This is a genomic window from Micromonospora sp. WMMD730 (genome assembly GCF_049178955.1).
GTDB lineage: Bacteria > Actinomycetota > Actinomycetes > Mycobacteriales > Micromonosporaceae > Micromonospora > Micromonospora wenchangensis.
In genome coordinates this window covers 5828434-5840987 of sequence record NZ_JBMHML010000002.1, presented here as the reverse complement: position 1 = coordinate 5840987, position 12554 = coordinate 5828434, and the positions used below count along the sequence as shown (strand labels likewise).

Genomic DNA, 12554 nt, shown 5'->3' with positions numbered 1-12554 from the left:
GCCTCCGCCCCACTCTCCTGGTCCGGTCCGCCTCCACTCGTCTCACCAGCTATTCGTCGCCGCAGTCGGCCCCGGATGCACCCCGGGCGAAGAAAAAGAAAGTGGTGTCGGGCTGCATCCGGCGGTGCGACGGGTGGCGTAACCCGTTCTGCAAGCCAGACCTGACGAACCAGCACCAATCACCAGGAGGCAGACATGCAGCTCGCTATCTTCCGTCGGGTCGCCGCAGGCAGCGCGGTGGCCGCTCTGGCCTTCGCCGGCGTCGGCGCCGCGACCACGGGCCCGGCGTACGCCGCCTCGTCCAAGGTCTCCGTCGTGCACGGCATCCCGGACACCCCGGTGGACGTCTACGTCAACGGCAAGAAGACCCTCGACAACTTCAAGCCCGGTGACGTCGCCGGCCCGCTGACCCTGCCCGAGGGCGAGTACGACATCGCCCTGACCAAGCCGGGCGAGCCGGTCGGCAGCGCGATTCTCAAGGTCGATGACGCCGAGGTTCCCGGCGGCGCCAACATCAGCCTCGCCGCGCACCTCGGCGCGGACGGCAAGCCGCAGATCACCCCGTTCGTCAACGACACCGCCAAGCTGGCCGCCGGCAAGGCCCGGCTGATCGTCCGGCACACCGCCGCCGCCCCGGCGGTCGACGTGCGGGCCGGTGGCAAGCCTGTCTTCGAGGACCTGACCAACCCGAAGGAGGCCAAGGCCGACGTCGACGCGGGCACGGTCAAGGCCGACGTGGTGCTGGCCGGCACCGACACCGTGGCGATCGGCCCGGCGGACCTGAACCTCAAGGAGGGCACCGCCACCATCGTCTACGCGATCGGCTCGGCCGAGGCCAAGAACCTCGACCTGGTCGCCCAGACCATCACCGGTCTGCACTCGGCCCCGGGCGGCGTGCCCAGCGGCACCGGTGGGCAGGCCGGCACCGGCGTGGGCACCTGGTGGTACGTGCTGGCCGGTGCCGGCGTACTGCTGCTGGTCGGCGGCGGGGCGCGGGTGGCCGCCACCCGGACCGGTCGCCGGTGACGGTGCGACACCGCGGGGCGCTGGCGGCGATGGCCGCCGGCGTCGCCGCGCTCACCATCGCCACCGTCGTGGCCTGCGGCTCGCAGCCGGCCGAGGACGTCGGCGCGGACGAGGCGGCGGCGCTGGCCAGCAGCAGTCCGCCGGGCCCGACCGCCGGAACCGGTGGCGGCCCGTCGGTGCCGGTGACCGCAGGTGACCTGCCCACGGCCGAACGGACCGTGCCGCCGGTGAAGCTGCGCATCCCGGCGATCGACGTCACCGCCACGGTCAACCCGGTGGGCATCGACACCCGCACCGACGAGTTCGACGTCCCGCCGAGCGTGGACCAGATCGGCTGGTACCGGTTCGGCCCCGGGCTGGAGACCGACGCCGGCTCGGTGGTGATCGCCGGTCACGTCGACAGCTCGGAGCAGGGCAAGGGGGCGTTCTTCCGGCTCCGCGAACTCGACCGGGGGGACACCGTCACCGCCACCGGCGCGGACGGCGAGCAGCGCGCCTACCGGGTCGTCTCCCGCGAGGAGTACGCCAAGACGAAGATCCCGCTGGACCGGTACTTCGCCCGGGACGGCAAGCCGCGGCTGACCCTGATCACCTGCGGCGGGCCGTTCGACCCGAAGACCCGGCACTACCGGGACAACATCGTTGTCACCGCCGTACCGGCCTGAGGACCGGGTCGGGGCCGATCCGGTCCCGGCCCGGTCCCATCCACGCTTCGGTACGGGTGGTCCGGCATCCAACGCGCCGTGCGCTGGCCGTTACGCTGAACGGTGATGGCATACCTTGATCACGCGGCGACCACCCCGATGCTCGACGAGGCGTTGGCGGCGTACGTCGCCACCGCCCGCGAGGTCGGCAACGCGTCGTCGCTGCACGCGACGGGCCGGCGTGCCCGGCGTCGGGTGGAGGAGTCCCGCGAGCGGGTGGCCGCCGTGCTGGGCGCCCGCCCCTCCGAGGTCATCTTCACCGGCGGCGGCACCGAGAGCGACAACCTCGCCGTCAAGGGCGTCTTCTGGGCCCGACGGGCCGCCCGGCCCGACCGGGTCCGGGTGGTCTCCAGCGCGGTCGAGCACCATGCCGTCCTCGACGCGGTCGACTGGCTGGCCGACCACGAGGACGCCGAGGTCGCCTGGCTGCCCACGGACGCCGCCGGCAAGCTCGACCCGGCGCTGCTGCGCGCCGAGCTGTCCGCGCACGCCGACCGGGTCGCCGTGGTGACCGCGATGTGGGCCAACAACGAGGTCGGCACCGTGCAGCCGGTGGCCGAGCTGGCCGCCGTCGCCGCCGAGCACGGCGTGCCGTTCCACACCGACGCGGTGCAGGCGGTCGGCCAGGTGCCCGTCGACTTCGCGGCCAGCGGGGTCTCCGCGCTCACCGTGACCGGGCACAAGCTCGGCGGCCCGACCGGGGTGGGCGCGCTGCTGCTCGCCCGGGACGTCGCCGCCACCCCGCTGCTGCACGGCGGTGGGCAGGAACGCGACGTCCGCTCCGGCACCCTGGACACCGCGGGCATCGTCGCCTTCGCGGTCGCCGTCGAGACGGCGGTCAAGGGCCAGCAGGAGTACGCCGCCCGGGTGGCGGCGCTCCGCGACGACCTGGTGCGGCGGGTCCGGGAGGCGGTGCCCGAGGTGGTGTTCAACGGCCACCCCGATGACCGGCTGCCCGGCAACGCGCACTTCTCCTTCCCGGGCTGCGAGGGGGACGCCCTGTTGCTCCTGCTCGACGCCCAGGGCATCGCCTGCTCCACCGGCTCGGCCTGCTCGGCCGGGGTGGCCCAGCCCAGCCACGTGCTGCTGGCGATGGGCGCCGACCACGACCGGGCCCGCTCCTCGCTGCGCTTCACCCTCGGCCACACCAGCACCCCCGCCGACGTCGACGCCCTGATCGCGGCCCTCCCCGCCGCCGTCGACCGCGCCCGCCGAGCCGCCGCCCTCCGCACCCCCCGCTGACCGCCCCGCCTGCCCTCTTCGCCCCGGCTCCACCCCCGCCCCGCCCCGGCTCTCTCCAGGCTCCGCACCCGCTCCGCCCCTGCCCTGCCCCCGGTGATCAAGAGGTTTGCGTCACCCGCCCGCCGGATTCTGACGCGAATCTCTTGATCACCCGCCCCTACCGGCCTGCACCCCTCCCCACCCGACCGCGCACGCCTTCCAGCCCACCTGCGGGCTGCTGAGCGGTGGCGGTGCTCGGTGATCAAGAGGTTGAGGTCAGGAACGGGCGCTGGGATGACGCAAACCTCTTGATCACCGAGGGCAGCGGCGGGGCAGGGCCGGGACGGAGTGGGGGCGGGCCGGGGAGGGAGGGGAGGCGGGCGGGGTGGGTAGGCTCGATGGGGGAAGGGAGCGTGGGCTGGTGAAGGTTCTGGCGGCGATGTCGGGCGGGGTGGACTCCGCCGTCGCGGCGGCGCGGGCGGTGGATGCCGGGCACGACGTGACCGGGGTGCACCTGGCGCTGTCCCGCAACCCGCAGACCTTCCGCACCGGGGCCCGGGGGTGCTGCACGCTGGAGGATTCCCGGGACGCGCGCCGGGCCGCCGACGTCATCGGCATCCCCTTCTACGTGTGGGACATGGCCGAGCGCTTCCACGCCGACGTGGTGGACGACTTCGTCGCCGAGTACGCGGCCGGGCGTACCCCGAATCCGTGCCTGCGCTGCAACGAGAAGATCAAGTTCGCGGCGGTGCTGGACCGGGCCGTGGCCCTCGGCTTCGACGCCGTGGTCACCGGCCACCACGCCCGGCTCGGCCCCGACGGGCTGCTGCGTCGCAGCGTCGACCTCGCCAAGGACCAGTCGTACGTGCTGGCGGTGCTCACCCGCGCGCAGCTCGACCGGGCGATGTTCCCGCTCGGCGACGCCACCAAGGCCGAGGTCCGGGCCGAGGCGGCCCGGCGTGACCTGGCGGTGGCCGAGAAGCCCGACTCGCACGACATCTGCTTCATCGCCGACGGCGACACCCGGGGGTTCCTCGCCGGCCGGCTCGGCGAGACGCCCGGCGCGGTGGTCGACGCGCTGACCGGCGCGGTCGTCGGCAGTCACACCGGCGCGTACGCCTACACGGTGGGCCAGCGACGCGGCCTGCACCTGGACCGGCCGGCCCCGGACGGGCGACCCCGGTACGTGCTGTCCATCACGCCGAAGACCAACACGGTCACCGTCGGCCCCGCCGAGGCGCTGGAGGTCTCGCTGGTCCGCGCCACCCGTCCGGTCTGGACCGGGGACGACCTGCCGGCCGCGCCGATCGCCTGCGAGGTGCAGTTGCGGGCGCACGGCGACGTCGTACCGGCCACCGTGACCGTGGACGGCGACGGCCTCACCGCCGAGCTGCGCCGGCCGGTACGCGGGGTGGCCGCCGGTCAGGCCGTGGTGGCGTACCGGCCGGACCCGGCGGGGGACGTGGTGCTCGGCTCCGCCACCATCTCCGGCTGACCCACCGGCCGGGTGTGTCGACCGGGGCCGGCTACCCTTCGGCCGTGACCCAACAGCAGCTCTGGCCCTGGCCGGCGGGCGCGGCGACCGGCATCGGTTCGCTGCCCGGCACCGACATCGCCGAGGCGCAACGGATCGTCCTGGGTGAACTGCCCGCCCTGCCCCACCTGCCGGAGCTGCCCGCCCGAGGGCCGGGTGCCGACCTGATCGGGCGTACCGGCGGGCTGCTCGTGGAGCTGCCGGTCGAGCTGTACGCCGCGCGCTGGCGGATCGCCCCCCGTCCCGGTCGGGACCTGCGCCGCGCCCGGGACCTGATGGAACGTGACCTCGACCAGCTCGCCGAGCAGGCCGAGTCGTACGCCGGGCCGGTGAAGGTGCAGGCGGCCGGGCCGTTCACCATGGCCACGGCGGTGGAGTTGCCGATCGGCGGGCGGCTGCTGCGTGACCCGGGCGCGGTGCGTGAGCTGACCGCGTCCCTGGCCGAGGGGTTGCGGCTGCACGTCGAGGCGGTGACCCGGCGGCTGCCCCGGGCGTCGGTGCTGCTCCAACTCGACGAGCCGTCGCTGCCGGCGGCGCTCGCCGGTCGGGTCCGCACCGAGAGCGGCCTGGGCACGTACCGGCCGGTCGACACCGCCGTCGCGCGTACCCTGCTCGGCGAGGTGATCACGGCGGTCGGGGTGCCGACGGTGGTGCACTGCTGCGCCCCGGACGTGCCGCTGGAGCTGATCCGTACCGCCGGGGCGGTCGGGGCGGCGCTGGACCTCGCCCTGCTCACCGACCTGGACCCGCTGGGCGAGGCGATCGACGCCGGCCTCGGCCTGCTGGTCGGGGTGGCACCGACCCTGCCGTCGTCGGCCGGCGTCGCGCCGACCTCGGCGCAGCTCGCCGACCGGGTACGCGGACTCTGGGACCGGCTCGGCTTTCCGCGCCGCCAACTCGCCGAGCAGGTGGTGGTCACCCCCGCCTGCGGGCTGGCCGGCGCCACCCCCGGGTACGCCCGCGCGGTGCTCACCGCCTGCCGGGACGCGGGGCGGCGGCTGCACGAGGGGTGAGGTTTCCCGTCGTACCCGGTGGGCAGGATGACGGCCATGATTGGACAACTGCGTACCGTGGCCATCGACTGCCCCGACCCCCGGGCGCTGGCCGGCTTCTACGCGGAGCTGCTCGGTCTGCCCCTGGTCGAGGAGGACTCCGACGGTAACGAGTGGGTGGTACTCGGCGGTCCGGTCGGGCACCAGCCCCGGCTCGCCTTCCAGCAGGCGCCCGACCTGGTCCCCCCGGCCTGGCCTGATCCGGCGCGTCCGCAGCAGCTCCACCTCGACGTCACGGTCGACGACATCGAGGTGGCCGAGAAGGCGGCGCTCGCCCTGGGCGCCCGGCGGCTGCCCGGCGAGGGCGACGGCTTCCGGGTGTACGCCGACCCGGTGGGCCACCCGTTCTGCCTCTGCTGGGACTGACCCTCCGGGGAGCACGTCCCCGCGTCGGGCGGGTCGGGCCACCGGTCGGCCCGGCCTGCCCGACGTGCCGGGGTGGTGCCGGCGGGGCATGATCGGGTCCGTGATCGACTCCTCGCTGCGCCGTGCCTCCGGTTCGCTGTTCGGGCTCGCCTACGGCGACGCGCTCGGCAAGCCGACCGAATTCCTCTCCGTCACCGAGATCCACCGTCGCTACGGCCCGGCCGGTCCACGGGAACTGGTCGGTGATCCGGTGCTGGTCACCGACGACACCCAGATGGCGCTCGCGGTCGCCTGGGCGCTGCACGACGCGCCGGAGCACACCGCCGAGGCGGTCGAGCCGCTGCTGCGGCGGCGCTTCCTGGAGTGGGCGGCCAGCCCGGACAACAACCGGGCACCGGGGATGACCTGCCTTCGGGCCTGCGGCGAGCTGGGCCGGGGGCTGCCCTGGCAGCAGGCGACGGTGGTCGACTCGAAGGGCTGCGGGGCGAACATGCGGGTCACCCCGGTCGGGCTGCTCGACGTCGACCCGGACATCCTCGCCGGGTTGTCCCAGCTCCAGGCCGGCCTCACCCACGGTCACCCGACCGGGCTGGCCGCCAGCGAACTGACCGCGTACGCGGTGCGGCTGCTGCGTGACGGGGCGACGCCGGCGCGACTGCCCGGCCTGCTGGCCGACCGGGCCCGCAGCCAGCGGGGCACCTACCGGGACGACTGGCTGGGCGACCTGTGGCGGCGTGCCGGTGCGGGCTCCCCGGCACAGTTCAGCGCCGTCGGCTGGGACGAGTGCCTGTCGGCGCTGGACCGGTTGGCCGCCGCGCTGCGCCGGCCCGACGACGGCGACGACCCCTGCCGGCACACCGGTGAGGGCTGGATCGCCGAGGAGGCGCTGGCGACCGCGCTGCTGTGCGTGCTGCGGCACCCGGACGACCCGGTGGCCGCGATCGGCCGGGGCGCGAGCACCGCCGGCGACTCCGACTCGATCGCCGCGCTGGCCGGCGCGTTCCTCGGTGCGGCCCACGGGATGTCCGGCTGGCCCGCGGACTGGTCCACCCGCATCGAGTACGCCGACCAGCTCGCCACTCTCGGCGCGACCTGGGACTGACCCGCCCGCCCGGATGCCGCCCGTCGGGGTGCCGGCCACCGCGACGGGGGGTGCCGGGGCGGCCGGGCCGGTGCGCTGCTCAGGCCGGGCTGCGTCGCCCGTGCAGGCGCTTCACCCGCCGCCACAGGGCCGGGTCGCAGCTACCGGCCCGGCGGGAGAAGGCGTCGGCCGGGATACGCAGCGGCTCGGCGAGATCCAGCCAGCTGTCGTGCTCGGCGTCCGGGTCCCAGTCCCGGGTGGGGATCGGCACGTGGTCGTCCCGGTCGCTCTTGTCCTGGCTGGTGATCTTCAGGACCTCCGCGCCCCGGTCGTCGGCGCGTACCACCAGGCAGGGCCGGACCTTCGAGCCGGTGCCGTCGTGGAACGGCACGTCCGCCCACCAGATGTCACCCGGCCGGGGCGTCCCGGTGGGGGTGCGGGGGCGGGGCGGCGCGGTCGGGCGGGCCCGGTCCCGGGGCGGGGTGCCCCGCTCCGGCCGGGTGCGCCCGCCGCCGCTCGACGGGCGGCCACCCCGACGTCGCCACTCGTTCCACACCCACCCGGCGGCCACCGCCAGGACGATCAGCAGCCCCCACAGCAACCACTGCGGCATCGGTCCCCGCCTCCCTCCCGGGCGGCCACCGCCGCCGACGTGCGGCGATCGTCGCACGCCCCGGGGTCGGCCGCCCGCCGGGCGGGACGGGGGGAGGCAGGGGAATGTCCTACCGGCCGGTTACCGTGCTCCCGTAGCGTGATCACGGGGGAGGTTCACACGGTGTCCGGAGGCGGCAGGGTGTCGGAAGAAGAGATTCCCCAGCAGGTCAGCGCGGCCCAGGAGGCGGCGGCCGGTGGTGAGCCCACCCCTGAGGCCCGGGAGCGGCACGCCACGTTGGGTCAGGAGCTGACCGAACACCAGTACCGCTACTACGTCCTCGACGCGCCGACCATCACCGACGCCGAGTTCGACAGGCAGTTGCGGGAGCTGGAGGCGCTGGAGGCGGAGTATCCGGCGCTGCGCACCCCCGACTCGCCGACGCAGCGGGTCGGCGGCACCTTCTCCACCGACTTCACCCCGGTCACCCACGCCGAGCGGATGCTCTCGCTGGACAACGCGTTCGCCGACGAGGAGCTGGCCGCCTGGGCCGAGCGCGTCGAGCGCGACGCCGGTGGCCCGGTTTCCTACCTGTGCGAGCTGAAGGTCGACGGCCTGGCCATCAACCTGACCTACGAGCAGGGCCGGCTGGTCCGCGCCGCCACCCGGGGCGACGGGCGTACCGGCGAGGACGTCACCGCCAACGTCCGCAGCATCCGCAGCGTGCCGGCCCGGCTCACCCCGTCCGACGAGTTCCCCGACATCCCGGAGCTGCTGGAGGTGCGGGGCGAGATCTACTTCCCGGTCGCCGGGTTCGCCGACCTCAACGCCAGCCTGGTCGAGCAGGGCAAGGCGCCGTTCGCCAACCCGCGCAACGCCGCCGCCGGCAGTCTGCGCCAGAAGGACCCCCGGATCACCGCGTCCCGGCCGCTGCGGCTGGTGGTGCACGGCACCGGCGCCCGCGCCGGCTTCCGGCCGGCCACCCAGTCCGAGTCGTACGCGGCGCTGAGGGCGTGGGGGCTGCCGACCAGTGACCGCTGGCGGGTGGTGCCCGACCTGGCCGGCGTGGCGGAGTACATCGCCTACTACGCCGAGCACCGGCACGACGTCGAGCACGAGATCGACGGGGTGGTGGTCAAGGTCGACCCGGTGCCCATCCAGGGTCGGCTCGGCTCGACCAGCCGGGCGCCCCGGTGGGCGATCGCCTTCAAGTATCCGCCGGAGGAGGTCAACACCCGGCTGCTCGACATCGAGGTCGGCGTCGGGCGGACGGGCCGGATCACCCCGTACGCGGTGCTCGAGCCGGTGCACGTGGCCGGTTCGACGGTCGCCCAGGCCACCCTGCACAACGCCCGCGAGGTGGAGCGCAAGGGGGTGCTGATCGGCGACACGGTGGTGCTGCGCAAGGCCGGCGACGTGATCCCCGAGGTGCTCGGCCCGGTGGTCGAGCTGCGTCCCGCCGACGCCCGCCCGTTCGTCATGCCCACCCACTGCCCGTCCTGCGGCACGGCGCTCGCCCCGGCCAAGGAGAGCGACGTCGACATCCGCTGCCCGAACACCCGCAGCTGCCCGGCGCAGTTGCGGGAACGGGTCTTCCACCTCGCCGGGCGGGGCGCGTTCGACATCGAGGTGCTCGGCTACAAGGGGGCCGCCGCGCTGCTGGACGCCGCGATCATCAGCGACGAGGGGGACCTGTTCGCCCTCGACGCCGCGCAGCTCGCCCGTTCGCCGTTCTTCGTCAACAAGGACGGCAGCCTCGGCACCAACGCCACCAAGCTGCTCGACAACCTCGCCGTGGCCCGGGAACGCGACCTGTGGCGGGTGCTGGTGGCGCTCTCCATCCGGCACGTCGGGCCGACCGCCGCACAGGCCCTGGCCCGGCACTTCCGCTCCGTCGAGGCGATCGAGGCGGCCGCCGAGGAGGAACTGTCCTCGGTCGACGGGGTCGGCCCGACCATCGCCGCCAGCATCACTGAGTGGTTCGCCGTCGACTGGCACCGCGACGTGGTGCGCAAGTGGGCCGAGGCGGGCGTCCGGATGGCCGAGGAGGCGGTCGACGAGGGGCCCCGCCCGCTGGAGGGCGTCACCGTGGTGGTGACCGGCACGCTCGCCGGTTTCAGCCGGGACCAGGCGGCCGAGGCGATCCAGACCCGGGGCGGCAAGGTCACCGGCTCGGTCTCCAAGAAGACCGGCTTCGTGGTGGTGGGCGACAACCCCGGTTCCAAGGCCGACAAGGCGGCCGGCCTCAAGGTGCCGGTGCTCGACGAGGACGGTTTCCGGGTGCTGCTCGACGCCGGCCCGGACGCGGCCCGCGAGGTGGCCCGGGTCGACGAGAGCTGACCGCCCGGCCCCCGGCCACCTGTCCCGCTGCACCCATAGGTGACTCTTGGCCCGTATACCAACTTAGTCACGACTACGACCGATTCGCGGCTGTCGTGCGGGTCCACCGGCGCCCAGGGCGTTTCATGGTGGCAGGTGTACGGCCGGCGTACACCCTGATGGGCGTGCCCGGGAGGTGCCATGGAGACCGCCGACCCCCGCAACTCGTTCCCGGGTGGGCGGGAGGAGCCGTTCCTGGGTCTCGTCGCCGGGGTGATCGGCCTGGCCGCCCTGGTCTCCGTCGCGTCACTGGTCGACCTCGTCGACCGGCCGGGGCTGCCGGCGGCGTTCTGGACGATGGCGGTGCTCGCGGTGGGCTGCGACGCCCGCCCCTTCGTGCCCTCCGGCCGCCGGCAGACCTCCGCGGTCTTCCCGTCCACCTGCTTCACCTTCGCCATCCTGCTCGGCTGGGGCCTCGGCCCGGCGGTGCTCGTGCAGGCCGTCGCGGTCACCGTGTCCGGCGTCCGGCTGGGACACGCCCCCTGGCGGACCACCTTCAACGCCGCCCAGTACGCCTGCGCGCTCGCCGCCGCCCACCTCGTGCTCCGGCTCGGGCCGGACGGCCTGTTCGACGGCGACCGGTTGGGCTGGACCGACGTGCTCGCCGTCGGCGGCGCGACGGTCACCTGGTTCGTCGTCAACTACGGCCTGGTCAGCACCGCACTGCGGCTGCGCTTCGGCGGCCGGTGGTGGCCGGCCGTCCGGCAGGGGCTGCCGTTCGAGCTGCTCTCCACCGGATCGCTGCTGCTGCTCGCCCCCGTCCTGGTCACCGCCGCGCGGGCCAGCGCCGCGCTGATCCCGCTGGTGCTGGTGCCGCTGTTCGCGGTCTACCGGATGGCCCACCTCTCCGACGAACAGGTCCAGCTCGCCGCCCTCGACCCGCTGACCGGCCTGCCCAACCGCAAGGCGCTGCTCGCCGAGGTGGCCGAGCAGGTGCACCGGCACGCCGAGCGGGTCGCCCGGGGTGAACCGGGGGCGCAGGTGGCGCTCCTGCTGATCGACCTGGACCGGTTCAAGAACGTCAACGACGCGCTCGGCCACGCCGTCGGCGACCGGCTGCTGGTGGAGGTGGGCGCCCGACTCGCCGCAGTGGTCGGCGACCGGGACCTGCTGGCCCGGCTCGGCGGGGACGAGTTCGCCATCGTGGCCGGCGGGCTCGACGGTGTCGACGAGGCGCGTGAGCTGGCCGGCCGGGTGGTCGCCGCGCTGACCGAGCCGGTGTCGCTGGACGGCCTGCCGCTGGACGTCGGCGGCTCGATCGGCATCGCGCTCTTCCCCGACCACGGCGAGGACTACGCCACCCTGATGCGCCACGCCGACGTCGCCATGTACGACGCGAAGCACCGCAACGACACCGTCGCCGTGTACACGGCCGAGTCCGACCACAACTCCGCCGAGCGGTTGGGCCTCCTGGCCGACCTGCGGCGCGTACTGGAGAACCGGTCGGTGGCCGGGCAGACCGTGCGGGGCGGTGACGGCGCGGCGCTGCCACCCCGGCTGGCCCCCGACGACGGACCCGACCGTGCCCCGCGCCCCGACGCCGGACCGGGCCCCGGGCCCGGGCCCGGCAGCGGCATGCGCACCGGCACGGGCGTCGGCGGCAGCGGCCGGTGGTGGCTGCCCCGGCGACGCTCCCGGCCGGCCCCGGCGCACCCCGACGAGCTGCTGAACCGCATCCTCACCGGCGCCGACCCGGTCCGCCGCCACAGCACCGCCCCGGAGCACCTGCCGCCCACGCCGACCCCGGACACCGGGCCGGCGGCGACGCCCCCCGCCCCGCCGACGCCCCCCGCTCCGGCGGCCGAGGTCGGCGAGATCACCATGTACTACCAACCGCAGGTCGCCATCGCCACCGGCGAGGTGGTCGGGGTGGAGGCGCTGCTGCGCTGGCGGCACCCGCGCCGGGGAATGGTCGACCCGGAGGAGCTGATCCGGGTCGCCGAGCAGAGCGCCGTGATGCGCCTGCTCACCTACCGGGTGATCGACGACGTGGTGGCGCAGTTGGCGAAGTGGTCCGCCGCCGGCACCACGCTGCGGGCGGCGCTCAACGTCAGCGTCCGCGACCTGCACACCGGGGAGATCGTCGACCGGATCGCCGACCGGCTCGCCAGCTACGGGGTACGCCCGGACCGGCTGCAACTGGAGATCACCGAGGGGGCGCTGATGGCCGACCCCCGGCGGGTGCTCGCCACCATCACCCGGCTGCACCAGCTCGGGGTGGCCATCTCGCTCGACGACTTCGGCACCGGCTACTCGTCGTTGCAGCACCTGCGCCGGCTGCCGCTGTCCGAGGTGAAGGTGGACCGGTCGTTCGTGCTGGGGATGGCCGGGGACGCCGACGACGCGGCGATCGTCAGGTCGACCATCGAGCTGGCCGGCGCGCTCGGCCTGCGGGTGGTCGCCGAGGGGGTGGAGGACGAGCGGACCTGGCGGCTGCTGTACGCGGCCGGTTGCGACGCCGCACAGGGCTGGTTCTACGCCCGCCCGATGCCCGCCGAGGAGTTGACCGCCTGGCTGGCCCGTTACCGGCCGCTGAGCCCCGTCCCCAGCCCGGACGCCGAGATCCCCCGCCGGCACGCCCGCTGACGGTCGCCGGCAC

At 74.9% G+C, this 12554-nt stretch carries 10 protein-coding genes; 9 read left to right on the top strand and 1 reads right to left on the bottom strand.

Going from position 1 to position 12554, the window contains the following annotated elements; all coding sequences use genetic code 11:
• The first annotated feature begins 195 nt into the window (after positions 1-195).
• From ACN265_RS24750 to ACN265_RS24720, 7 genes are all read left to right on the top strand, one after another.
• Positions 196-1026 carry a DUF4397 domain-containing protein gene (locus tag ACN265_RS24750; RefSeq protein ID WP_421409811.1) on the top strand — a complete coding sequence of 277 codons (831 nt, stop codon included), beginning with the start codon at positions 196-198 and terminating at the stop codon, positions 1024-1026.
• Positions 1023-1691, top strand: coding sequence for a class F sortase (locus ACN265_RS24745; RefSeq protein WP_204923715.1), 669 nt, complete (start codon positions 1023-1025; stop codon positions 1689-1691). Before ACN265_RS24750 ends, ACN265_RS24745 begins: the two co-directional genes overlap by 4 nt.
• Positions 1692-1796: 105 nt before the next feature.
• Complete coding sequence (locus ACN265_RS24740) at positions 1797-2972, top strand: cysteine desulfurase family protein (RefSeq protein ID WP_357928818.1); 1176 nt, start codon at positions 1797-1799, stop codon at positions 2970-2972.
• A 400-nt stretch (positions 2973-3372) separates the two neighbouring features.
• Entirely contained in the window at positions 3373-4446 is a 1074-nt protein-coding gene (gene mnmA, locus ACN265_RS24735) for a tRNA 2-thiouridine(34) synthase MnmA (RefSeq protein ID WP_420119466.1), read from the top strand.
• 44 nt (positions 4447-4490) lie between these two features.
• Entirely contained in the window at positions 4491-5498 is a 1008-nt protein-coding gene (locus ACN265_RS24730; protein WP_421409806.1) for a methionine synthase, read from the top strand.
• A gap of 36 nt (positions 5499-5534) precedes the next feature.
• Positions 5535-5903, top strand: a complete 369-nt coding sequence (locus ACN265_RS24725; RefSeq protein ID WP_420119468.1) for a VOC family protein — start codon at positions 5535-5537, stop codon at positions 5901-5903.
• An 88-nt stretch (positions 5904-5991) separates the two neighbouring features.
• Positions 5992-7005 (top strand): ADP-ribosylglycohydrolase family protein, encoded by a 1014-nt coding sequence (locus ACN265_RS24720; protein ID WP_421409804.1) that lies wholly within the window; start codon positions 5992-5994, stop codon positions 7003-7005.
• Positions 7006-7084: 79 nt separating this feature from the next.
• Here the strand turns inward: ACN265_RS24720 and ACN265_RS24715 are convergent, their stop codons facing one another.
• Positions 7085-7597: a type II toxin-antitoxin system PemK/MazF family toxin gene (locus tag ACN265_RS24715; RefSeq protein ID WP_357928806.1), complete on the bottom strand. Its 513-nt coding sequence runs from the start codon at positions 7595-7597 to the stop codon at positions 7085-7087.
• A 180-nt stretch (positions 7598-7777) separates the two neighbouring features.
• Here ACN265_RS24715 and ligA point away from each other — a divergent pair, with 180 nt between their 5' ends.
• Complete coding sequence (gene ligA, locus ACN265_RS24710) at positions 7778-9916, top strand: NAD-dependent DNA ligase LigA (RefSeq protein ID WP_377681998.1); 2139 nt, start codon at positions 7778-7780, stop codon at positions 9914-9916.
• 180 nt (positions 9917-10096) lie between these two features.
• On the top strand, positions 10097-12541 hold the full coding sequence (locus tag ACN265_RS24705) for a putative bifunctional diguanylate cyclase/phosphodiesterase (RefSeq protein WP_421409801.1): 2445 nt from the start codon (positions 10097-10099) through the stop codon (positions 12539-12541).
• Positions 12542-12554: the final 13 nt, after the last annotated feature.

Excerpts from the sequence above, each read along its gene's own strand:
- ACN265_RS24750 (WP_421409811.1), top strand. The coding sequence starts at position 196 with ATGCAGCTCGCTATCTTCCGTCGGGTCGCCGCAGGCAGCGCGGTGGCC.
- ACN265_RS24740 (WP_357928818.1), top strand. The coding sequence starts at position 1,797 with ATGGCATACCTTGATCACGCGGCGACCACCCCGATGCTCGACGAGGCG.
- ACN265_RS24725 (WP_420119468.1), top strand. The coding sequence starts at position 5,535 with ATGATTGGACAACTGCGTACCGTGGCCATCGACTGCCCCGACCCCCGG.
- ACN265_RS24720 (WP_421409804.1), top strand. The coding sequence starts at position 5,992 with ATGATCGGGTCCGTGATCGACTCCTCGCTGCGCCGTGCCTCCGGTTCG.
- ACN265_RS24715 (WP_357928806.1), bottom strand. The coding sequence starts at position 7,597 with ATGCCGCAGTGGTTGCTGTGGGGGCTGCTGATCGTCCTGGCGGTGGCC.
- ACN265_RS24705 (WP_421409801.1), top strand. The coding sequence starts at position 10,097 with ATGGAGACCGCCGACCCCCGCAACTCGTTCCCGGGTGGGCGGGAGGAG.